The following is a 21,151-nucleotide window of genomic DNA, read 5'->3' as shown; positions in this document are numbered from 1 at the left end:
CAGGATCTGCCAAGCACAACAGAGTGCAAACAAGGCGCCGTCGCCGAAAGCGCCAAGGCCAACTTCGGCTACGACGCCCGCAACCGCCTGCTCAGCACGTCCTACGGCGACGGCACGACCTTGGGCACCACCCGCACGCTGACCGGCGACGGCCTGCCCGCCACCGTGGCCAAGGGCAACACCACCTGGACTTACGCCTACAACAGGCGGCGGCAGCTACCCCATCAAGCACGAATACAACGCCAACGGCAAGGAACGCTTCGTCGTCAAATCCTACGACGTGGACGGCCACACGCTGTTCGAGTCCTACCCGCTGGACAGCCTGAGCAGCTACAGCGGCCAGTTCGGAGGCACCAACACCCTGCGTGATAGGGATTTGCGTCTTCGCGCAATGTCCTGACACTGCTCCGCACCACCACCCGCAGCCTCATGAGGGCTTGCGCCTGGCTTCGCAGCTTGCGAAGCCGGCCGCGGGTGCATCTTTGTCCTGCGGAGTCGGAGTATTTGATGTTGTTTGCTGCTGTCTGGCGCGCCGTCCTGGTGCTGGGAATTTCTTCTTCGGCGCTCGGTGCGTCGACTGCCATCGCCGCGCCCTTGTGGCGTGACGTGCCGCCCGCGCAGGCGGCGCAGGCCCTTTCGGCGCAGTCTGCACTGGCTGCGCCCAAGGCGCGCTGGGTGCAATGGGACAGCGCTTCGCTGCAGGCGCTGGTCGAGCGTGTACCGGCTGGCACCGGTGCCGAGGCCTTGCGCCCGCTGCTGGACCTGCCGATGCCCGACGGCAGCACGCTCACCTTGCGCCTCTCGCCGGTGGACGTGATGGCGCCTGGCCTGGCCACGCGCTACCCGCAGATCCACAGCCTGGTGGGCACAGCGGTCGATCAGCCTGGCGTGACGGCCCGCATCGACTTCAGCCCGCACGGTTTCAAGGCCATGGTGTTCACGCCGCAGGGCCGGGTCTTCATCGATCCGGGCCGTGACGCGAATGCCGGCCTGCACCAGGTCTACCTGCGCCAGGACCTGCCGCTGCGCCACCGCGACGCAGACCGCGTGCTCACCGTGCCCGGCAGCGAGGCTTCGCCGCAGTTGAAGTCGGCGCTGGCCGGCGTGCCCATCGGCACCGAGCTGCTGACCTACCGGCTGGCGCTGGCCACCACCGGCGAATACGCGAAGTTCCAGGACCCGGACGCCTCGCCCACCAACAAGGCCGGCGTACTGGCCGAACTGGTCAGCCTGACCAACCGGGTCACTGGCGTCTACGAGCGTGAGCTGGGCATTCGCCTGCAGCTGATCGAAGGTGAAGACGCCATCATCTACACCGATGCCGGCACCGATCCGTATGCCAACTCCAACGGCAGCTCGATGCTGGGCCAGAACATCCGCACGCTGCGCACGGTGCTGGGCAACGATGCGTTTGACGTGGGCCACGTGGTGAGCACCGGCGGCGGCGGCGTGGCCTACCTGGGCGTGATCTGCGGCAGCAACAAGGCTGGCGGCGTGACCGGCCTCGGCAAGCCAGTGGGTGACGGTTTCTACATCGACTACGTGGCCCACGAAATGGGCCATCAGTTCGGTGCCAACCACACCTTCAACAGCGTGACCGGCTCCTGCGGCGGCGGCAACCGCGCCGCCAGCGCGGCCTACGAGCCGGGCAGCGGCACCACCATCATGGGCTATGCCGGCATCTGCGGCGCAGACGACATCCAGCCGCACAGCGACGCCCAGTTCCACAGCGCCAGCTACGACGAGATCGTGGCCTACACCCGCAGCGGCAACGGCGCGAGCTGCGCCGCGGTGACGGCTTCGGGCAACACGCCGCCCACCGCCACGGTGCCGGCCGGTGGCTTCACCATCCCGGCCAACACGCCTTTCGAGCTCACCGGCAAGGGCAAGGACGCGGATGGCAAGAAGACGCTGAGCTACCAGTGGGAAGAGCGCGACCTCGGTCCTGGCGGCTCGCCTGACGCGCCCACCGGCACCGCGCCGCTGTTCCGCGCCTTCCCGCCGGTGGCCTCGACCACGCGCACCTTCCCGCAGCTGAGCGACCTCCTGGGCAACACCCACACGCTGGGCGAACTGCTGCCCACCGAAACCCGCCCGCTGAACTTCCGCTTCATCGTGCGCGACAACCAGGCAGCGCCGTCTGCCGGTGGCCTGGCCAGCGCCGACCTGAGCTTCAACGTGACGGCAGATGCCGGCCCGTTCAAGGTCACCGCGCCGAACACCAACGTGCAGGCCACGGCTGGCGGCACGCTGAAGGTCAAGTGGGACGTGGCCAAGACCGACGTCGCGCCGGTGTCCTGCGCGACCGTGGAGATCTGGCTGTCGACCGACGGCGGCCAGACCATGGCCTACAGCCTGAAATCCAAGGCCGCCAATACCGGCTCGGCCAAGGTCACGCTGCCGGCGGTCAGCACCTCGCAGGCCCGCATCAAGGTCAAGTGCCACGGCAACGTGTTCTTCGACATCTCGGACGTGGACTTCCGCATCGGCGGATGAAGCAGACCGGGATTCGCCCATGAAAAAACGCGGCCTCGGCCGCGTTTTGCGTTGCAGTGCCGCCGAGGTGGCCTTGCCGATCAGCTTTCTTCGCCGGCAATCGCCTTGTAGGCAAAGGCGCCGAGCAGCGCCCCGGCGATCGGGGCAACCCAGAACAGCCACAGCTGGCCGAGCGCCCAGTCGCCGACGAACACCGCGACACCGGTGCTGCGCGCCGGATTGACCGAGGTGTTGGTCACCGGGATGCTGATCAGGTGGATCAGCGTCAGCGCCAGGCCGATGGCGATCGGTGCGAAGCCGGCCGGTGCGCGCTTGTCGGTCGCGCCCAGGATCACCAGCAGGAAGAACATCGTCATCACCACCTCGGTGACCAGCGCGGCCAGCAAGGAGTAGCCGCCCGGCGAATGCGCGCCATAGCCGTTCGAAGCAAAGCCCTTGCTGACGTCGAAGCCAGGCGCGCCGCTGGCAATCACATACAGCACCGCGCCGGCCGCCAGGCCGCCCAGCACCTGGGCGACGATGTAGGGCAGCAACTGGTTGGCCGGAAAGCGGCCGCCCGCCCACAGTCCGACCGACACGGCCGGATTCAGGTGGCAGCCCGAAATGTGGCCGATGGCAAAGGCCATGGTCAGCACCGTCAGGCCGAAAGCCAGCGATACGCCATGCAGGCCGATGCCCACGTTCGGAAAGGCGGCCGCCAGCACCGCGCTGCCGCAGCCTCCCAGCACCAGCCAAAACGTTCCCAGAAACTCCGCGCCGTATTGCCGCATATCGTTTTCCCCATTTGAATTGATCGGTCATGACCGCAGCGATGTGCCGCCGCGGGCCTTGTGGCCGCGATCACCGGTGGTGGGAAATGAGCCACATGCCGGACAGGTCACGACGCGTGGCTCGCCACCATGCCGGCGGTACAAACCCGGCAGGGGTGCGCGACTTCAAAGGCCGGCGCAGCTTGCCATAAGCGCGAACACCGGGCTTCGGGCCACGCCCTTCAAATTGGGGATGCCGAAAGAGGAGGCGACAGCCTGCTCAGGCCCAGCTCAGCGCCCGGCTCACCGGTGCGTCAGCGCGCAACAGCGTGGCCAGCGCATGCAGCACCTGCGGGAAGTCGTCGGTCACGGCCTTGCCGATCATCTCGGCCTCGGGTCCATGCACCGTGGCGGCGTAGGTGATGCGCACGCAGCCGTTGTCGGCCCGCTCGATGCGGTGGTCCACCAGCACGCGGACGTCGTCGATGACGGTTTCGTCTGTGAAGCCGAGGTTCTCCTGCACTGCCAGCAAGCGGCTGGTGAAAGCCGGCTGGCCGGGTGTCTTCATGACGAACCGGGTGCCGCTGGCAAACGGTCCTTCGAGCGTGATGTGCTCAATGCCGGCGTTCCAGCGCGGCCAGCCGGCCACGTCGGAAAACAGCCGCCAGACGGCGGCGGGAGAGGCGGGGGCCAGGATGCTGAATTCGCTTTGCCACATGGTGTTGTCTGCCTGTTGGGTAGGTCAATCTGGCAGCCAGTGTCGCGGGGGCCTGCTGACAGCGTGATGGCAGCAGGCCGTGGCAATGCAGGTTCGAGGCGGGCGGCGTGGCTTACTTGCCGAGGCGGCCGCGCGGGCTACCAACGCCGGTGCACTGGTCCCAGCCGACAGTGGCCGAGGCGCCGTTGCTGCCGGTGGTCACGTCATAGAAGTTGTTGGCGTACTCCTTGGCCGTGTGCAGCTGCGCGTACAGCAGGTTGTTCTCCATGTTGCCGAAATAGCCGCCGGCCGAGGGCGCCAGGCCCAGGCGGTTGCCTGCGCCGTTGACCAGGCCAGCCACCAGCGGTGCCGACAGGCTGGTGCCGCCGACAACGTACCAGGCCCCAGCGCTGTAGACGTACGCGCCGCTGGCCGGGTCGGCTGCGAACGAGATGTCGGGCGTGCGGCGGGCCGATGGGCCGAACTGCGCGTACTGGAAGCCTGTCCACGGGCCGGTGCCGGTGCCGAAGGTGGTGCCCCAGGTCTCGTAGGCACTGGTGCCGCCGCCCGAGCCGGGCCAGCAGCTTTCGCTCTGGAAGGCTTTGGTGGTGGCGTCGCGGTTGATGGTGGTGCCGCCCACCGAGGTCACCCACGGCGAGGAACTGGGCCACTGGGCGCCCAGGCCGTTGTCACCGGCCGAAAAGAAGAAGCTCACGGTCTTGCCTTCGAGCCAGTTCGAGCGGAAGACCCAATCCCAGTCCGCGGACTCGGTGCTCCACTCGGCGCCGCCCCAGCTGTTGGAGATCTGGCCACCGCCGTAGGAGTTGGCCTGCTGGATGGCGATCTGCTCGGCGTACATCATGTCGGCCCAGCTGTTGGAGCAGGCTTCGACCAGCACGATGTGGGCGCCAGGCGCCATCGCGTGCGCGTATTGCAGGTCCAGCGCGGTTTCCAGGGCCCAGCCGGTGTTGGTGGGCGGCGTGACGCAGGCGCCGTTGCCGTTGGCGATCACCTTCTTGAACTTCGCCGCGGGCAGGCCGAAGTAGGTGCTGAAGTAGGCCAGGTCGGCTGCCGCGGTCGGGGTTTCGTAGGCGTCGACGATGACGATCACGCGGCTGCCGCCGGTGGCGTTGTAGGCCGCGTTGTTGACCGGCGCGCAGCCGCTGTAGTTCGGGCCGGCCTTGGCAATGCAGGCCAGCGACGCCGGGTATTCGGTGGTCGAGGCATTCGGGCCCGGGTTGGCTTCGGGTTCCGGCACGGCCAGGTCTTCGAGCCGGTTGACCTGGATGCCATGGCGGTTGTGCACCACGAAGTTGGTGTGCACCCGCAGGCCGCGGTCCGCGGCGCGGCGCACGCTGCTTTCCGGGCGGAACACGGTGGCCGGCAGCACGTAGCGGCCCACGGCCTCGGGCTGGGGCGCGGCCAGGGCTTCGGCGCCCGGGGTCATCGGGCTGTCGGAAGCGGTTGCTGCCATGCCGAGGCCGGGCAGGGCCGCAACGGCGGCCGCCAGCAGGCAGCGTGTCAGGTGGACAGAGGTATCTTTCATGTATCTCTCCGAATGGAATGAATGCAAAGGCAGTGCGCACGGGCAGGCTGATGCATGCCTGCGGGCCGGCGTTTCAAACCTGGGCCGGGCTTCGAGCGCGAGCGCAGTCTGTGCGTTTGCAAGCGGCTTCGCATCCTCTTTTTCGGGTTGCGTGAACGGTGTCCCACACTCCTGGGCAATCTGCTTCCGGACGGGTGAGACGGTGGCACTTCCGGGCTGGATTTCACGTTCATGGCGCGTGGATGACCACACCTCGTCTACCGGCAGCGGTCGCTTCGGAACCGCCGAGTGCCGCCCATGAAAAAGCGGACCTGCAGGCAGGAAGGCTGTCGCCTTTGCCTTGCAGGTCCGCTGGAAGGCCTGGTGCCAGGCCGTCAGGAGCAGGGAGGTGAACGCTGGCTTACTTGCCGACGCGGCCGCGCGGGCTGCCCACGCCCGTGCATTGGTCCCAGCCCACGGCGGCTGCAGCGCCGTTGTTGCCGGTGGTCACGTCATAGAAATTGACGCCGTAGTCCTTGTTCGTCAGCAGCTCCGCGTACAGCAGGTTGTTCTGCGCGTTCGTGAAGTAGCCGCCCGCCTTGGGCGCCATGCCCAGGCGGTTGTTGGACGTGTTGGTAATGCCGGCCACCAGCGGTGCGGCCAGGCTGGTGCCGCCGACGACGTACCAGCTGCCGGCGTTGTAGACATAGGCGCCGCTGGCCGGGTCGGCGTCGAACGAGATGTCCGGCGAATGGCGTGCGGCCTGGCCGAACAGCGGGTACTGGTAGTTGGTCCACGGGCCGGTGCCGCTGCCGAAAGTGCTGCTGTAGGTTTCATAGGCGCTGGTGCCGCCGCCCGAACCCGCCCAGCAGCTTTCGCTCAGGAAGGCCTGGGTGGTCGGGTCACGGTTGATGGTCGTGCCGCCCACCGAGGTCACCCACGGCGAAGCGCTGGGGAATTGCGCGCCGAGGCCCGAGTCACCCGCCGAGAAGAAGAAGTTGACCGGCTTGTTCGCGACCCAGTTGGAACGGAAGACCCAGTCCCAGTCGGTGGATTCAGTGCTCCATTCGGCACCGCCCCAGCTGTTCGAGATTTCCCCGCCACCGGCGGCGTTCGCCTGCTGGATGGCGATCTGCTCGGCGTACATCATGTCGGCCCAGCTGTTGGAGCAGGCCTCGACCAGGATGATCTTGGCCTTGGGCGCCATCGCATGGGCCCACTGCACGTCCAGCGCGGCCTCCAGCGCCCAGCCCGAGTTGTAGGGCGGGGTGACGCAGGCGCCGTTGCCGTTGGCGATCACCTTGGTGAAGTTGGCCGCCGGCAGGCCGAAGAACGAGCTGAAGGTGGCCAGGTCGGCCGCTGCGGTGGGGTAGTCGTAGGCGTCGACGATGACGATGGCACGGCCGCCGCCGGTGGCGTTGTAGGCCGCGTTGTTGGTCGGCACGCAGCCGCTGTAGGCGGGACCGACCTTGGCGATGCAGGCCAGCGAAGCCGGGTACTCGGCGAACGTGGCGTTGGGGGCGGGATTGGCTTCCGGGGCCGGCACGGCCAGGTCTTCCAGGCGGTTGACCTTGACCCCGTTGCGGTTGTGCATCACGTAGTTGGTGTGGACGCGCTGGCCGCGGTCCTCGGCCCGGCGCACGCTGCTGTCCGGGCGGAACACGTTGGGCGGCAGGACATAGCGGCCCACTGCGTCAGGTTCGGGGGCGGCCAGCGCGTCTGCGCCGGGGGTCATCGCGCTGTCGGCCGCTGCGGCCATGCCCAGGCCGGGCAGGGTGGCAACGGCGGCTGCGAGCAGGCAGCGCTTGAAGTGAACAGAGGCGTCTCTCATGTGTGTCTCCAGAAGGAATGGATGCAGTCATCAGCGCCCCGGCGGCCGGTGCATTCCGGCCTGTGAGTTCAGCCCTGTGAAGGCTTGGAGCGCGACCGCAGTCTGTGCTTCTGGCAGGAGAGCGGCACCCCTCTTGCAGGGGGTGCCGTGCGCGTCGTCCCCTCTTTGAGCGTCCCCCAAAATGGAGACGGTGCAGCAGCGCCGGCGTCTTACACCTGCATGTTCATGATGTCGGTGTAGGCCTGCACCAGCCGGTTGCGCACCGACAGCGTGGCCTGGAAGCCGAGCTGCGATTTCTGCATCGCGACCATGGTGTCTTCCAGGCTGACGGACGGGTTGTCCAGCTGCAATTCCTTCTGCAGCCGCTGGGTTTCGAGCTGCGAGTCGCTGACCGATTTCAGCGCGCTGCTCATGGCGCTCTGGAAGCTGCCTTTTTCGACGCTGTTCGCCGCTTTGGCGCGCGAAAGCGGCATGCCGTCCTGGGACAGGCCTGCTTTGGCAACCGCTTGTGCGAAGTCGAAAGGTTTGAGCTTCAGGTCCATGGCGTTTCCTTCTCTAGGGGCCCTAAAGAAGTGGAGGGCATGACCGAAATGGTAGGGATCGCCGGGCTTCTCTATGGATGGAACTGCGAGGCGATTGGCGGGCTTCTCGCGTCTTGGTGGACCAGGGTGCTGGCGAACAATCCGGTCCGTGCCCTCTTGTGGGGCCATCGACCTTTTCGCCGCTGAGTGCCCGCTCCCATGGACCAAGCCCTTGTTGCTCCCGTACCCGCCGAGCTGACCCCGGTCGCCCCCCAAGGCGCCGTGGCCAAGCTGATGGCCATGCCGCCCGCCACCAAGCTCAAGCTTGGCGGCGCGGTGGCTGCCGTGCTGGCGGCCATGGTGGCCATGATGCTGTGGGCCAGCCAGGGCGACTGGCGCATTCTCTACAGCGGCCTGCCCGACAAGGAAGCCGGTGCCATCCTGGCCCAGCTGCAGCAGATGGGCGTGCCCTACAAGCACAGCGATGGCGGCGCCTCCATCATGGTGCCGGCCGACAAGGTCTACGACCTGAAGATGAAGCTGGCGGCTGCCGGCCTGCCGAAGGCCACCGTCACCGGCAACGAGCTGCTGGACAACGCCCGCTTCGGCCAGACCGACCGCCAGGAGCGCCTGAACATGCAGCGCGCGCTGGAAGGCGAACTGGTGCGCACCATCACCAAGCTGGACGGCGTGGAAGATGCCCGCGTTCACTTGGCGCTGCCCAACCAGAACGGCTTCTTCCGCGAGCAGCAAAAGCCCAGCGCCAGCGTGATGCTGACGCTGATGCCCGGCCGCACGCTGGACCGTGGCCAGTCCGCTGCCATCGTGCACCTGGTGTCGTCCAGCGTGCCGGACCTGAATGCCAAGGCCGTCAGCGTGCTGGACCAGCGCGGCACCTTGCTCTCCGGCCCTGGCGAAGACAGTGCCCGCAGCCTGGACGAACAGCAGCTGCAGTACGTGCACCAGATCGAGGCCAGCTACCTCAAGCGCGTGCAGGACCTGCTGGAGCCGGTGGTCGGCCGCGACAACCTGCGCGCTTCGGTGACCGCCGACATCGACTTCAACCAGACCGAAGCCACCTCCGAACAGTACCGCCCGAACCAGGGCAACGAACCGGCCGCCGTGCGCAGCACCCAGAGTGCCGAATCCAATGGCGCCGGCAACCCCATGCCCACCGGCGTGCCGGGCGCCGCGACCAACCAGCCGCCGGTGCCCGCCACCGCGCCGATCAACGGCGCCTCGGCCCCGCTGCAGGCCACCCAGATGGGCGGCAGCGGCAGCTCGCGCCGCGAAGCCACCACCAATTACGAGGTCGACAAGACCGTGCGCGTGACGCGCAACGCGACCGGTGCCGTGCGCCGGCTGAACGCCGCCGTGGTCGTCAACCACCGCACCTCGACCGATGCCAAGGGCAAGACCACGACGCTGCCGTTGCCGCCCGAGGAAATCGAGAAGCTGACGGCGCTGGTGCAGGAAGCCGTGGGCTTCAGCAGGGAGCGCGGCGACTCGGTCAAGGTCATCAACGCGCCGTTCAAGCCGGTCACCGAACCGGCGGCCGACGACCTGCCGCTGTGGAAGCAGCCATGGCTGCTGGACCTGGCGCGTGCCTCCGGCGTGCCGGCCGCATTGACCCTGGTGGCGCTGGCCTTGATCTTCGGCGTGATCCGGCCCGGCATCCGCCAGGTGCTGACGCCGATCGAGGCCGAGAAAGACGACAAGGGCCAGCAGCTCGATGCCGTGGTCGATGACGACAACATCCTGCCGGCCCTGGGCGGTGGCAGCGGTCTGCCGGCACTTGAGGCACCTCTTGAGAACACCCAGCTGGAAGCCGCACGACGGCTGGCCCGTGACAACCCAGGCGCCGTGGCCAACATCATGCGCGAATGGGTGACCGGCGAAATCGCCACCTGAACCGGTAACGAACGACCCCATGGCTGGAAATTCGAAAGACGACGAAGGCGCTGAAAACGCCGCCATCCTCCTGATGTCGCTCGGGGAGGAGGAGGCGGCCGGCGTGTTCAAGCACCTTGGTCCCAAGGAAGTGCAGAAGCTGGGCGAAACCATCGCCAGGCTGAAGGTCATCCCGCGCGAGCGGGTCGAGCGGGTGCTGGACAAATTCAGCAAGCAGGCCGAGGCCCAGCACATGCTGGTGGCCGACACCGACGAATACGTCAAGGCCGTGCTGCGCAAGGCCCTCGGCGACGACAAGGCCAACCTGCTGATCGACCGCATCCTGCAGGGCAGCGACGTGTCCGGCATCGAAAGCCTGAAGTGGATGGACGGCGGCTCGGTGGCCGAGCTGCTGCGCAACGAACACCCGCAGATCATCGCGGCCATCCTGGTGCACCTGGACTTCGACCAATCCTCCACCGTGCTGAAGTCGTTCACCGAGCGCCAGCGCAACGAAGTGCTGATCCGCATTGCCACGCTGGACGGCATCCAGCCGTCGGCCCTGAAGGACCTGAACGAAGTCCTGAACAAGGTGCTGGCTGGTGGCGACCGCCTGCGCAAGGCCTCGCTGGGCGGCGCCAAGGCCGCGGCCGAGATCATCAACATGATGGGCTCCTCGGTCGAGACCTCGGTGCTGGACTACATCCGCGAAGCCGACGGCGACCTGGCCCAGAAGATCATGGACAACATGTTCACCTTCGAGGACATGAACAAGCTCGACGACAAGGGCTTCCAGGCGGTGCTGAAGGAAGTCCAGAGCGACTCGCTGGTCGTGGCGCTCAAGGGCGCCACCGCCGAGATGCGCGAGAAGGTCTTCCGCAACATGTCCAGCCGCGCCGCCGAGACGCTGCGCGAGGACCTCGAATCGCGCGGCCCGATGCGCGTCTCCGAAGTCGAAGCCGAGCAGAAGGAACTGCTGAAGATCGTCCGCCGCCTGGTCGACGAAGGCCAGATCGTGCTGGCATCGGGAGGTGCCGATGACTTCCTCTAAACCGAACACGCCGCGTCCGGTGCCGCCGCCGCAGGGTGGCAACAACCGCCCAGCCAACGCCTACGCCCGCTTCATTCCCCGCGAGGAGCTGGACAACTTCGCCGCCTGGACGCCCGACACCTTTGGTGGCGGCCTGGGCGGGCTGCCGCCTGGCGTCGTCGTCAACCCGCCGGCCGCGCAGGCGCCGGTGGCGCCGCCGCCGCCCGCACCGCCGCCACCGCCCGCGCCGACGTTGGAAGAGTTGATGCTGGCCAGCCGCAAGCAGGCCATCGATGCCCGCCAGAACGGCTACCAGGAAGGCTACCGCGACGGGCTCGAAGCACTGGAAGCCGCCAAGCGCCAGTTCGCCCAGCAGATCAGCGCGCAGATGGCACAGGTTGTGGCCGAATTCCAGGACCAGCTCGGCGGCCTCGAAACCCGCATGGCCGACTCGCTGGTGCAGACCGCGCTGAAGCTGGCCCGCCAGGTCGTGCGCAGCGAGATCGAGCAGCGGCCGGACTGCGTGGTCCAGGTCGCGCAGCAAGCCGTGGCCGCCGTCATGGTCACCGCCAGGCACCTGGTGCTGCGGCTGCACCCGGAGGATGTGGCGCTGGTCGAAATGGGTGCCTCTGACACGCTGCGCACGCGCGACGTGATGGTCATCGCCGACCCGCAGTTGGCACGCGGTGGCTGCATCGTCGAGTCCGACCTGGGCCGCGTGGATGCCCGCATCGAAAGCCGCTGGGCACAGGCCGCCGCGGTGTTTGCCGTGCCGCTGGCCTGGCAAGGCGGTGCGGCCGCCATCGCCGAGCCCCTCGAATCGCCCGAACCCGAAACAGACGCCTGATGCTCACCACCCGCCCCGAGCGCTGGCAGCGCTTCCTGCAGGACATCCAGAACTACGCCTCCTTGCCGCAGCCGCTGGAAATGCAGGGTTCGCTGGTGCGCGTGACCGGCCTGGTGCTGGAAGCCGCTGGCGTGCGTGCGCCGGTTGGCGCGGTTTGCTCGGTCGGTGTGCCGGGCGAATCGCCGGTCACCGCCGAAGTGGTCGGCTTCCATGGCGACCGCGCCTACCTGATGCCCACCGGCGAGCTGCATGGCCTGGCCAGCGGCGCGCAGGTCGTGCCGCTGCCGGTGCCGCAGATTCCCCCTCGCCTGGGCGTGGAAAACCACCCCTGGCGGCGCAGCGAAGACCGCGGCCTGCACCTGCCGATGGGCGAAGGCCTGCTGGGCCGCGTGGTCGATGCCCATGGCCACCCGATGGACCGCGGCGGCCCGCTGCAGGACGTGCTCAACGAGCCGATGGTGCGCCGCCCGATCAACGCGATGGACCGCGACCCGGTGCGCCAGCCGCTGGACACCGGTGTGCGCGCCATCAACTCGCTGCTCACCGTGGGACGCGGCCAGCGCATCGGCCTGTTCGCCGGCACCGGCGTCGGCAAATCGGTGCTGCTGGGCATGATGGCCCGCTACACCGCGGCCGACGTGATCGTCGTCGGGCTGATCGGCGAACGCGGCCGTGAAGTCAAGGAATTCATCGAAGACATCCTCGGCGACGAAGGGCTGCAGCGCGCGGTTGTCGTCGCGGCACCGGCCGACGCGCCGCCGCTGGTGCGCATGCAGGGCGCCAGCTATGCCACCGCGGTGGCCGAGCATTTCCGCGACAAGGGCCAGCACGTGCTGCTGCTGATGGACTCGCTGACCCGCTTCGCGATGGCGCAGCGCGAGATCGGCCTGGCCATTGGCGAGCCGCCGGCCACCAAGGGCTATCCGCCCAGCTGTTTTGCCAAGCTGCCGCAGTTGGTCGAGCGTTCCGGCAACGGCCTCAACGGCGTGGGCTCCATCACCGCCTTCTACACCGTGCTGACCGAAGGCGACGATCCGCAGGACCCGATTGCCGACGCGGCCCGAGGCATCCTGGACGGTCACATCGTGCTGTCCCGCGAGCTGGCCGAGGCCGGGCATTTCCCGGCCATCGACGTGGAGAAATCCATCTCGCGGGTGATGACCGCGGTCGCCCCGCGCGAGCACCTGGAAGGCGCCCGCAAGGCCCGCCAGTGGATGGCGAAATTCAACAAGGCGCGCGACCTGATCCAGCTCGGCGCCTACGTGCCCGGGGCAGACCCGGAGCTGGACGCCGCAGTCAAGGTTCACCCGCAGCTCACCGCGCTGCTGCAGCAAGGCATGCACGAGCGCGCACCGCTGGAAGCCAGCCGCCGCGCGCTGCTGCGCCTGAACCCGGCGGGCCAGCCGCAGAACCAGGCCGCTGGCTGAATCACACAAGAAGGCGTCGTTGAAGGTGTTGTTTCTCGCAGTGCAGGCCGGCGTTTCGGAGGAAGCTGCTGCTTCGTCCCGGCTGTGGTTGCAGTGCCCGTAGCCCTCGTCGCAGTCCTTCATCAGGAATCGCCCAATGAACCGCATGGAACTTCTCCGCACGCTGCTGGAGCGCGAACAGCGCCGCCGTGACGACGCGATGGCCGAATGGCGGGAGACCCAACGCATGGCCGAAGCCGCGCGTGAGCAGGCCGACTCGCTGGTGACCTACCGCGGCGAATACCGCAAGCGCTGGGCCGCGCAGTTCGCCAAGGGCGGCGCCATCGAGCTGGTGCGCTGCTACCACGGCTTTGTCGGCCGGCTGGACCAGGCCATTGCCTCGCAGCAGGGCGTGGTGCTGCAGGCCGACCAGCGGGTGCGTGCCGCGCACCAGCGCGTGCAGCAGCGCGAGCTGAAGGTGGCCACCGTGCGCCGGCTGATCGAGCGCCGCCAGGACAGCCTGCTGCAGGACGAGCGCAAGCGCGAGCAGAAGCAGGCCGACGAGGCCAACCAGCGCCGCGCCTGGGCCTCGCGCCAGTCCATGGCCGGCGCTGCGGCCTGAGCCCATCGAATCCGATCTTGTTTCTTGAATTTCCCGCAGGAGGATACGCATGCCTTTGGACACCCCTCTGGCGCCCGTGGTCCCGGTCAAGCCGGTGTCGTCGCGCGTCGCGCAGCGCGCGCCTCAGCGCCAGGACGCCGGCAGCCACGGCAACTTCGCCGACATGCTGCGCGGCCAGGGCGCCAAAAGCCTGAAGGCCGCCCCTGATGCTGACCAGGCGCTGACCGCCGACAGCGCGCCGAAAGCCGATCAGAAACCCGATGCCGACAAGGCCGAGGCCGGCAGCGACACCGAGGCCGCCGACCAGGGCGACAAGGACGAACGCGCCGACGCGCCGAAGAAGACCGCGCTCAGCGCCGAGGACCTGCCCGCCCAGCCCAGCACCTTGCAGCTGGTGGCCAAGCGCGAAGACCTGGGCGGCGCCTCGCGCGGCCTGGACGCACTGAAAGGCCGCGGCCATGCCGGCGGCGCAGGGGCTCGCCGCGCCGGTGAACTGAAGGACGCCGGCGGCATTGCCGCCACAGGCGAAGCCGCCACGGCAGACGGCTTCCGCAGCAGCTTGCTGGCTGCCCGCCAGGCCAGCGGCGACAGCCCGGCCGACGCCGCCAGCATGAGCCTGACCGCCGCTCCCGCGGCCGAGCGCGGCGGCGAAAGCGAAGGTGATGGCAGCTTGCCGAGCCTGGCGGGCATGGTCGACCTGGCCGCCAGCCGCCCGGCCACCGACGCCAGCGCCGAGCTGCAGGCCGCGCCGGCCCAGGCCCAGTTGCCCACGCCGCCGGACAGCCCGCTGTTCCCACAGGCGCTGGGCGTGCAGCTCAGCACCTGGATGAACGAAGGCGTGTCGCATGCCAAGCTGGAACTGAACCCGGCCGACCTGGGGCCGATCGAGGTCCGCATTGCGGTGCACGAAGGCAGCACCCGCATCGAACTGGGCGCCGACGTGGCGTCGACCCGCTCGGCGCTCAGCGAAGCCCTGCCGAAGCTGGCCGAACAGCTCGGTGACGTGGGCTTGAGCCTTGCCGGCGGCAGCGTCTCCGACCAGACCAGCCAGGGCCAGCGCCAGGGCGATTCCGGTGCCCAGCAAGCTGGCGGCGGTGGCCGCGCGTTTGGCATGGGCGGGCGTGGCAACAGCGGCGATGAAGCGTTGGACAACGCGACGATGAGCCCGGCCCGCACCGCGGTGAATCGCCGCGGGTTGCTGGACATGTACGCCTGACCAGCGCGGCTGGCCGGTCAACCCCCTGCGCCGCGCAGCTCATCGCGGCTCAACGCGGGCAACCCTTCGACAGGCTCAGGGCGAACGGGGAAACGCACTGCCAGTGAGTGCGGACGGGGCATGCACCGCCAGTGCGGACGGATCGGAAACCGGCGGCTGTCCAGCCTGAGGTGCACCGGTAAAACCGCCGCTTTTCGTGGCTTCTGCACGGGGCTCGGCGCTCAACAATTCTGCTCATCGGTCCTGCTGCGCCATCTTGGCGCAGTGTGGAGCCTTCAGAGGAATCAAGGAGCCCGTCCATGTCTGCTGCCGCAGCTGCCCCCGCCGGCGATGCCCCCAAGAAGGGCAAGAAGAAACTGATCCTGATCATCGCCGTGGTGGTGTTGTTGGCCTTGGTGGGCGGTGGTGTCGCGCTGGTGATGAAGAAGAACCACGACGCGGAAGCGGCCGCTGCCGCCGAAGATGGCGAAGAGAGCAGCGGGCACCACGAAAAGAAGAGCGCCAAGAAGGACAAGAAGAAGGACGACAAGCACGCGCTGCCGGTCTTCGTGCCGCTGGACCCGTTTGTCGTCAACCTGGCCGACCGCGAGACCGACCGTTTCGCCCAGATCGGCCTGACGCTGGAAGTCGAGGACGCGCACGTGGCCGACGAGATCAAGGCCTACCTGCCGGCAATCCGCAACAACGTGCTGCTGCTGCTGGGCCACAAGACCTCGGCCGAACTGATGACGCCCGACGGCAAGGAAGTGCTGGCCCGCCAGCTGCGCCGCGTCGCGGTGCAGCCCATGGGCATCGAGCTCGAAGACGAGGACGCGGTGGAAGAAGAAGCCCCGCCCACGCCGGGCAAGAAGAAGAAGCGCAAGCGCTTCGACAGTCTCGACGACTCGCCGGTGAAGTCGGTCCAGTTCTCGTCCTTCATCATTCAATAAGCCCGACACGCCCGGTCGCAGGATCTCATCCGTGAACCAGCAAATCCTCTCGCAGGACGAAGTCGACGCGCTGCTGCAGGGCATCACCGGCGAGAGCCAGAAGCTCGAGCAGGAAGAAGCGCCCACTGGCGGCATCCGCAACTACGACCTGGCCAGCCAGGAACGCATCGTCCGTGGTCGCATGCCGACCATGGAGATCATCAACGAACGCTTTGCGCGCAACATCCGCGTGGGGCTGTTCAACATGATCCGCAAGAGCCCGGAAGTCTCGATCGGCGGCATCAAGGTGCAGAAGTACAGCGCCTTCCTGCGCGAGATCGTGGTGCCCACCAACTTCAACATCGTGCAGGTGCGCCCGCTGCGCGGCTCGGGCCTGATCGTCTGCGACCCGAGCATCGTGTTCGCGGTGATCGACGCGCTGTTCGGCGGCGTGGGCAAGTTCCACACTCGCATCGAGGGCCGCGACTTCTCGGCCACCGAGCAGCGCGTGATCGAGCGCCTGGTCGGCTGCATCACCGAGGAATACAAGCGCGCCTGGCGCGGCATCTATCCGCTGGAGCTGGACTACCAGCGCTCGGAAATGCAGCCGCAGTTCGCCAACGTGGCCACGCCCAGCGAGATCGTCGTCTGCACCTCGTTTTCGCTGGAGCTTGGCGAAACCTCCGGCTCGGTTCACTTCTGCATTCCCTATTCCACGCTGGAGCCCATTCGCGACGTGCTGTATTCGTCGATGCAGGGGGACTCGGTGGAGCCGGACCACCGCTGGGTCAACCTGTTGAAGGAGCAGATCCAGTCCGCCAACGTGGATTTGGTGGCCGAGCTGGGCACGGCCCCGGCCACCGTCGAACAACTGCTGTCACTCAAGCCTGGCGACTTCATCGAACTCGATCTCGAGCCGCTGATCCAGGCCAAGATCGACGGCGTCCCGGTGTTCGACTGCCACTACGGCACCTCCGATGGCCACTACGCCATCAAGATCGATCGCATGTTGACCAGCCCGAACTTCGGCTGGTTGGGAGATAGCAATGGCAGCTGATCAAGCAACCGACGACGGCCAGGACGACATGGCCGATGCCTGGGCCGCGGCCCTGGCCGAGTCCAAGGGCCCCTCTGGTGGCGAGGTCGCCGAGCAGGTCGCGGCAGAGCAGGTGGCCCCCGCTTCGTTCGCCAACTTCTCGCCGACCACCGCCACCTCCGGCGCCGGCAACGACATCAACATGATCCTGGACATCCCCGTCCAGCTCACGGTTGAACTCGGCCGCACCCGCATCCCGATCAAGAACATCCTGCAGCTGGCGCAGGGCTCGGTGGTCGAGCTCGAAGCGCTGGCCGGCGAGCCGATGGACGTGCTGGTCAACGGCTTCCTGATCGCCCAGGGCGAGGTGGTGGTCGTCAACGACAAGTTCGGCATCCGCCTGACCGACATCGTCACGCCCAGCGAGCGCATGCGCCGCCTGAGCCGCCTTTGAACCCCGCAGTTTTCCCTGTCCAAGGAACGCCGGAATGACTTCTTCGCTGATGCCTCTCATTGCCTTCGGTGCGGTGGTGGCCATGATCCCGCTGGCCCTGTGGCTGATGCGCCGTTCCGGCATCGGTGGCGCCGGCACACCCGGGCTGCTGCGCAACGTGGGCAGCCTGTCGCTGTCGCCGTCGCAGCGCGTGGTGGTGGTCGAGCTGATGCAGGGCGCGAATGCCCGCTGGCTGGTCGTGGGCGTGAGCCCGGACCGCATCACCACGCTCACCACGCTGGACGCGCCGGACGAAGTGCCGACCGAGATCCTGAACCCGCAGGCCCACTCGGTGAGCCAGCTGATCAACCGCTGGCGCCGCAACACAGGCGGCCAGGACGGGAACCAGCCATGACCCGTCGCACCCTGCAACGCTGCGCGATGACCGCAGCGCTGGCGGCGCTCGCCCTGTCGCTGCCGGGGGCCGCAATGGCCCAGGCTGCACCGGCCGCGCCCGGCCTGCCGCTGCTGGTCGGCCAAAGCGCCGGTGGCACCAGCTACTCGGTGCCCATCCAGACGCTGCTGTTCTTCACCGCGCTGTCCTTCCTGCCCGCGGTGCTGCTGCTGATGACCGGCTTCACCCGCATCGTGATCGTGCTGTCGCTGGTGCGCCAGGCCATGGGCACGCAGTCGGCCCCGCCGAACCAGGTGGTGGTCGGCCTGTCGCTTTTCCTGACCTTCTTCGTGATGTCGCCCACCATCGACAAGGTCTACGAGCAGGCCTGGGCGCCTTACCAGGCCAGCCAGATCGACTTCACCGAAGCGCTCAAGCGCGGCGAGGTGCCGATGCGCGCCTTCATGCTGAAGCAGACCCGCCAGTCCGATGTGGAGCTGTTCGCCAAGCTGGCCAAGCTGGACGCCGGCATCAAGGGCGAAGACGTGCCGCTGAAGGTGCTGCTGCCGGCCTTCGTGACCAGTGAGTTGAAAACCGCCTTCCAGATCGGCTTTCTCATCTTCATCCCGTTCCTGATCATCGACATGATCGTGGCCAGCGTGCTGATGTCGCTGGGCATGATGATGTTGTCGCCGGTGCTGGTCTCGCTGCCCTTCAAGCTGATGCTGTTCGTGCTGGCCGATGGCTGGAACCTGTTGCTGGGTTCGCTCGCCGCCAGCTTCGCCCAATAAGGAAAGCCACTCCATGGAACCGTCCCAGGTCTTCACCATCGGCCAGCAAGGCCTGATCATGCTGCTGACCGTGTCGGCGCCGATGCTGGCCGTGGTGCTGATCGTCGGCGTGCTGGTCAGCATCTTCCAGGCCGCCACGCAGATCAACGAAGCCACGCTGAGCTTCGTGCCCAAGCTGGTCGCCGCAGTCGCCGTGATGGCCATTGCCGGCCCGTGGATGATGACGCAGCTGGTGGACTACATCCGCGCGATGCTCTTGTCGATCCCGTCCGCAGCCGGCGGATGATCTCTTTCAACGAAGCCCAGGTCATGGCCTGGCTCACGCCGGTGCTGTGGCCGTTCCTGCGGGTGCTGGCCTTGTTCCAGGTGCTGCCGGTGTTCGGGCAGCGCACGGTGCCGGCGCGGGTGAGGGTGGCGCTGGCCTTCATGGTGGCGGTGTGTGCCTCGGGCGTGGGCCCGCCGGTGCCGGTGGTGGCGCTGGATTCGGGGTTGGCGGTGATGCTGGTGATCCAGCAACTGGTGATTGGCGTGACGCTGGGATTCTCGGTGCGCGTGGTGTTTGCCGCGATCGAGTTTGCCGGCGAGATCGCCGGGCTGCAGATGGGCATGAACTTCGCCGGCTTCTTCGATCCGGTGATGGCCAGCCAGTCCACTGCCGCGAGCCGCTTCTTTGCCACGCTGGTGGCCTTCATGTTCATCGTCATCAACGGCCACCTGACGGTGATCGAGACGGTGGTCGACAGCCTGCAAGCTTTCCCGATCAGCGACCAGCCGTTTGCTTTCCTGCGCACGGTGGCGCCGCAGCAATGGGGCGCGCAGGTCTTCAGCATGGGCCTGTGGGTGGCCATGCCGATGATCGCGGTGCTGATGTTCGTGAACCTGGTGCTGGGCGTGATCTCGCGCGTGGCGCCGCAGTCCAACATCTTCGCACTCGGGTTTCCCATCACCATGGGCGTCGGACTTGTGTCGATGATGGCGATGCTGCCAATGATGCAGACACCTTTTGTCGCTTCGCTAGAGCGCATGCTGACGGTTTTTGGTCACTGAGCGTCCCCCACTCCTTACAAGGCAGAGGACTTCGCCATGGCTGCCTTGCTCGCTGACTGCACCGCGCTGATCATCGATCCGAACCCGACCTCGCGCAGCGTGCTCTCGGCCCAGCTGCGAGACGCCGGCATGGTGACGGTGATGCAGAGTGGCCGCGTCATTGACGCGCGCCGCCAGCTGGAGACCCGCGAGTTCGACGTGGTGCTGTGCGAGATGGACTTCCACGGCAATGCCCCCACCGCGGGCGTTCGCACCCAGACGGGCCAGGAGCTGCTGGACGAACTGCGTGCGGCCAACCTGCTGCCCTGGGCCACCGTGTTCATCATGGTCACCGGCGAGCGCAGCTACGCCAAGGTGGCCGAGGCGGCCGAATCCGCGCTGGACAGCTACCTGCTCAAGCCCTTCACGACCCAGGCCCTGCACGACCGCATGATGCAGGCGCGCCAGCGCAAGAAAGTGCTGAAGGACATTTACGTGGCGATCGATGATGGCCAGTTCGAGACCGCTGCGCGGCTCTGCACAGAGCGCTTCCGCCACCGCGACACCTACTGGCTCTACGCCGCGCGCCTGGGCGCCGAGCTGCTGCTTCGGCTGGAAATGCACACCGCGGCGCGCGAACTGCTGGACGCCGTCGTCGCCCATCAGGCGCTGCCTTGGGCGCGCTTGGGGCTCGCCCGCGCCCAACTGGGCGCGCAGCAGACCACGCCCGCGCTGCGCTCGCTCGAAAGCCTGATCGCAGATGAGCCGTCGTTTGCCGATGCCTACGACGTGATGGGCCGCACCCAGGTGGCGCAGGGCCATTTGCAGGAAGCGATGGTGACCTACCAGAAGGCCTGCGACCTCACCCCCGGCTCGCTGCGCCGCCAGCAGAAGCTGGGCATGCTGGCGTTTTATGCCGGTGACCAGGCGGCAGCCGCGAAGGCGCTGGACAAGGCCCAGGTCCTCGGCCAGGGCTCCAAGCTGTTCGACTTCCAGAGCGTGGTGCTGCTGGCCATCGTGCGCTTTCGCCAGCGCGACGGCAAAGGCCTGGGACGCTGCGCGGTGGACTTGGCCAGGGCGCTTGAAAAGGCACCTCAAAGCAGGCGGCTGCAGCGCATGAGCGGCATCGTCGGCGCTTTTGACCTGATGCTGCGGCACCAGGTCGGCCAGGTGGTGGAGACGCTCAGGCGGCTGGCAAGCGAGGTAAGCGCCAAGGACTTCGACATGGAAGCTGCCTGCAACCTGCTGACCGCGATTGCCCAGCTGACCGCCGCCGAGCTGAACCTGCCCGATGCCGAAGCCTGGGTCCAGGCAATTGGCCAACGCTTCACCGGCACCAAGGGCATCAGCGAGCTGATGGCCGGCGCGGCCGGCGCCCATGCGCCGTATGGCGAGCTGATCAAGCAGTGCCATGTGCAGGTCGCCGAGTCGGTCGAACGCTCGATGATGCATTGCGTGTCCGGCCGGCCCGATGCTGCGCTGGACGCGCTGCTGGGCCATGCCCGCAGCACCTTGAACCAGAAGTTCGTCGACACCGCACGTGGCGTGCTCAAGCGCTATGCCGACAAGCTCGAAGACGCGCCGCGCCACCACGCGGCGCTGGAAGAGCTGGTGCGCCTGCTCGGTGCCAGGCCCGCGCCGATGGCCAGCGTCGGCGTGGAAGACGCGGACTCCGGCGGCCTGCGCATTCGCGCCGGTGCCGCCGAGCCCAACTCGCTGCCTGGCGGATGAAG

The 21,151-nt window shown here is 67.6% G+C and carries 21 protein-coding genes; 16 read left to right on the top strand and 5 right to left on the bottom strand.

The annotated features are described in order from the left end of the window. Together ACAH41_RS19045 and ACAH41_RS19040 are read left to right on the top strand one after the other, a co-directional pair. The coding region (locus ACAH41_RS19045; protein ID WP_325656350.1) for a hypothetical protein at positions 1-369 on the top strand (369 nt) is incomplete at its 5' end. Between the two features lie 138 nt (positions 370-507). Beyond that, on the top strand, positions 508-2,496 hold the full coding sequence (locus tag ACAH41_RS19040) for a reprolysin-like metallopeptidase (protein ID WP_325656352.1): 1,989 nt from the start codon (positions 508-510) through the stop codon (positions 2,494-2,496). 80 nt (positions 2,497-2,576) lie between these two features. Here ACAH41_RS19040 and aqpZ read toward each other — a convergent pair whose 3' ends face one another. The 5 genes from aqpZ to fliE all read right to left on the bottom strand — a co-directional run bounded on the left by aqpZ (position 2,577) and on the right by fliE (position 7,840). After that, a complete protein-coding gene (gene aqpZ, locus ACAH41_RS19035; RefSeq protein WP_325656354.1) occupies positions 2,577-3,266 on the bottom strand; it encodes an aquaporin Z in 690 nt (229 codons plus the stop codon). Between the two features lie 259 nt (positions 3,267-3,525). After that, complete coding sequence (locus ACAH41_RS19030; RefSeq protein WP_325656356.1) at positions 3,526-3,963, bottom strand: SRPBCC family protein; 438 nt, start codon at positions 3,961-3,963, stop codon at positions 3,526-3,528. 112 nt (positions 3,964-4,075) lie between these two features. Continuing rightward, positions 4,076-5,488: a S53 family peptidase gene (locus tag ACAH41_RS19025; protein WP_325656359.1), complete on the bottom strand. Its 1,413-nt coding sequence runs from the start codon at positions 5,486-5,488 to the stop codon at positions 4,076-4,078. 400 nt (positions 5,489-5,888) lie between these two features. Then, a complete protein-coding gene (locus tag ACAH41_RS19020; RefSeq protein WP_325656361.1) occupies positions 5,889-7,298 on the bottom strand; it encodes a S53 family peptidase in 1,410 nt (469 codons plus the stop codon). 209 nt (positions 7,299-7,507) lie between these two features. Further along, positions 7,508-7,840, bottom strand: a complete 333-nt coding sequence (gene fliE, locus ACAH41_RS19015) for a flagellar hook-basal body complex protein FliE (RefSeq protein ID WP_325656364.1) — start codon at positions 7,838-7,840, stop codon at positions 7,508-7,510. Positions 7,841-8,038: 198 nt separating this feature from the next. Between fliE and fliF the strand changes: the two genes are divergently transcribed. The 14 genes from fliF to ACAH41_RS18945 all read left to right on the top strand — a co-directional run bounded on the left by fliF (position 8,039) and on the right by ACAH41_RS18945 (position 21,149). Continuing rightward, positions 8,039-9,730: a flagellar basal-body MS-ring/collar protein FliF gene (gene fliF, locus ACAH41_RS19010; protein WP_325656366.1), complete on the top strand. Its 1,692-nt coding sequence runs from the start codon at positions 8,039-8,041 to the stop codon at positions 9,728-9,730. Between the two features lie 19 nt (positions 9,731-9,749). Continuing rightward, positions 9,750-10,760, top strand: coding sequence for a flagellar motor switch protein FliG (gene fliG / locus ACAH41_RS19005; protein WP_325656368.1), 1,011 nt, complete (start codon positions 9,750-9,752; stop codon positions 10,758-10,760). Beyond that, positions 10,747-11,586, top strand: a complete 840-nt coding sequence (locus tag ACAH41_RS19000) for a FliH/SctL family protein (protein ID WP_325656372.1) — start codon at positions 10,747-10,749, stop codon at positions 11,584-11,586. Before fliG ends, ACAH41_RS19000 begins: the two co-directional genes overlap by 14 nt. Continuing rightward, complete coding sequence (gene fliI / locus ACAH41_RS18995; protein ID WP_325656374.1) at positions 11,586-13,013, top strand: flagellar protein export ATPase FliI; 1,428 nt, start codon at positions 11,586-11,588, stop codon at positions 13,011-13,013. Before ACAH41_RS19000 ends, fliI begins: the two co-directional genes overlap by 1 nt. A gap of 136 nt (positions 13,014-13,149) precedes the next feature. Further along, positions 13,150-13,614 (top strand): flagellar export protein FliJ, encoded by a 465-nt coding sequence (gene fliJ / locus ACAH41_RS18990; RefSeq protein WP_370538412.1) that lies wholly within the window; start codon positions 13,150-13,152, stop codon positions 13,612-13,614. A gap of 49 nt (positions 13,615-13,663) precedes the next feature. Beyond that, positions 13,664-14,830, top strand: coding sequence for a flagellar hook-length control protein FliK (locus ACAH41_RS18985; protein WP_325656379.1), 1,167 nt, complete (start codon positions 13,664-13,666; stop codon positions 14,828-14,830). A gap of 299 nt (positions 14,831-15,129) precedes the next feature. Next, positions 15,130-15,759, top strand: coding sequence for a flagellar basal body-associated FliL family protein (gene fliL / locus ACAH41_RS18980; protein ID WP_325656380.1), 630 nt, complete (start codon positions 15,130-15,132; stop codon positions 15,757-15,759). A gap of 31 nt (positions 15,760-15,790) precedes the next feature. Next, positions 15,791-16,795 carry a flagellar motor switch protein FliM gene (gene fliM / locus ACAH41_RS18975; protein ID WP_325656381.1) on the top strand — a complete coding sequence of 335 codons (1,005 nt, stop codon included), beginning with the start codon at positions 15,791-15,793 and terminating at the stop codon, positions 16,793-16,795. Further along, a complete protein-coding gene (gene fliN / locus ACAH41_RS18970) occupies positions 16,785-17,228 on the top strand; it encodes a flagellar motor switch protein FliN (protein WP_325656383.1) in 444 nt (147 codons plus the stop codon). The genes fliM and fliN overlap by 11 nt, the downstream gene beginning before the upstream one ends. Positions 17,229-17,262: 34 nt before the next feature. Further along, positions 17,263-17,622 carry a flagellar biosynthetic protein FliO gene (locus ACAH41_RS18965; protein WP_325656385.1) on the top strand — a complete coding sequence of 120 codons (360 nt, stop codon included), beginning with the start codon at positions 17,263-17,265 and terminating at the stop codon, positions 17,620-17,622. Then, the gene (gene fliP / locus ACAH41_RS18960; protein ID WP_325656387.1) at positions 17,619-18,392 is read left to right on the top strand and encodes a flagellar type III secretion system pore protein FliP; all 774 of its coding nucleotides are present in this window, start codon (positions 17,619-17,621) and stop codon (positions 18,390-18,392) included. Before ACAH41_RS18965 ends, fliP begins: the two co-directional genes overlap by 4 nt. Positions 18,393-18,405: 13 nt before the next feature. Then, on the top strand, positions 18,406-18,678 hold the full coding sequence (fliQ, locus tag ACAH41_RS18955) for a flagellar biosynthesis protein FliQ (RefSeq protein ID WP_325656389.1): 273 nt from the start codon (positions 18,406-18,408) through the stop codon (positions 18,676-18,678). Further along, on the top strand, positions 18,675-19,439 hold the full coding sequence (gene fliR / locus ACAH41_RS18950) for a flagellar biosynthetic protein FliR (protein WP_325656391.1): 765 nt from the start codon (positions 18,675-18,677) through the stop codon (positions 19,437-19,439). The genes fliQ and fliR overlap by 4 nt, the downstream gene beginning before the upstream one ends. 36 nt (positions 19,440-19,475) lie before the next feature. Beyond that, the gene (locus ACAH41_RS18945; RefSeq protein ID WP_325656394.1) at positions 19,476-21,149 is read left to right on the top strand and encodes a response regulator; all 1,674 of its coding nucleotides are present in this window, start codon (positions 19,476-19,478) and stop codon (positions 21,147-21,149) included. Positions 21,150-21,151 lie beyond the last annotated feature (2 nt).

This window comes from Ideonella sp., from assembly GCF_041287625.1.
Classification (GTDB): domain Bacteria; phylum Pseudomonadota; class Gammaproteobacteria; order Burkholderiales; family Burkholderiaceae_C; genus Ideonella.
The sequence above is the reverse complement of the archived record's forward strand: the minus strand, read 5'-3'. Positions and strand labels throughout refer to the sequence as shown.

Excerpts from the sequence above, each read along its gene's own strand:
- ACAH41_RS19040 (WP_325656352.1), top strand. The coding sequence starts at position 508 with ATGTTGTTTGCTGCTGTCTGGCGCGCCGTCCTGGTGCTGGGAATTTCT.
- aqpZ (WP_325656354.1), bottom strand. The coding sequence starts at position 3,266 with ATGCGGCAATACGGCGCGGAGTTTCTGGGAACGTTTTGGCTGGTGCTG.
- ACAH41_RS19030 (WP_325656356.1), bottom strand. The coding sequence starts at position 3,963 with ATGTGGCAAAGCGAATTCAGCATCCTGGCCCCCGCCTCTCCCGCCGCC.
- ACAH41_RS19025 (WP_325656359.1), bottom strand. The coding sequence starts at position 5,488 with ATGAAAGATACCTCTGTCCACCTGACACGCTGCCTGCTGGCGGCCGCC.
- ACAH41_RS19020 (WP_325656361.1), bottom strand. The coding sequence starts at position 7,298 with ATGAGAGACGCCTCTGTTCACTTCAAGCGCTGCCTGCTCGCAGCCGCC.
- fliE (WP_325656364.1), bottom strand. The coding sequence starts at position 7,840 with ATGGACCTGAAGCTCAAACCTTTCGACTTCGCACAAGCGGTTGCCAAA.
- fliF (WP_325656366.1), top strand. The coding sequence starts at position 8,039 with ATGGACCAAGCCCTTGTTGCTCCCGTACCCGCCGAGCTGACCCCGGTC.
- fliG (WP_325656368.1), top strand. The coding sequence starts at position 9,750 with ATGGCTGGAAATTCGAAAGACGACGAAGGCGCTGAAAACGCCGCCATC.
- ACAH41_RS19000 (WP_325656372.1), top strand. The coding sequence starts at position 10,747 with ATGACTTCCTCTAAACCGAACACGCCGCGTCCGGTGCCGCCGCCGCAG.
- fliI (WP_325656374.1), top strand. The coding sequence starts at position 11,586 with ATGCTCACCACCCGCCCCGAGCGCTGGCAGCGCTTCCTGCAGGACATC.
- fliJ (WP_370538412.1), top strand. The coding sequence starts at position 13,150 with ATGAACCGCATGGAACTTCTCCGCACGCTGCTGGAGCGCGAACAGCGC.
- ACAH41_RS18985 (WP_325656379.1), top strand. The coding sequence starts at position 13,664 with ATGCCTTTGGACACCCCTCTGGCGCCCGTGGTCCCGGTCAAGCCGGTG.
- fliL (WP_325656380.1), top strand. The coding sequence starts at position 15,130 with ATGTCTGCTGCCGCAGCTGCCCCCGCCGGCGATGCCCCCAAGAAGGGC.
- fliN (WP_325656383.1), top strand. The coding sequence starts at position 16,785 with ATGGCAGCTGATCAAGCAACCGACGACGGCCAGGACGACATGGCCGAT.
- ACAH41_RS18965 (WP_325656385.1), top strand. The coding sequence starts at position 17,263 with ATGACTTCTTCGCTGATGCCTCTCATTGCCTTCGGTGCGGTGGTGGCC.
- fliP (WP_325656387.1), top strand. The coding sequence starts at position 17,619 with ATGACCCGTCGCACCCTGCAACGCTGCGCGATGACCGCAGCGCTGGCG.
- fliQ (WP_325656389.1), top strand. The coding sequence starts at position 18,406 with ATGGAACCGTCCCAGGTCTTCACCATCGGCCAGCAAGGCCTGATCATG.
- fliR (WP_325656391.1), top strand. The coding sequence starts at position 18,675 with ATGATCTCTTTCAACGAAGCCCAGGTCATGGCCTGGCTCACGCCGGTG.
- ACAH41_RS18945 (WP_325656394.1), top strand. The coding sequence starts at position 19,476 with ATGGCTGCCTTGCTCGCTGACTGCACCGCGCTGATCATCGATCCGAAC.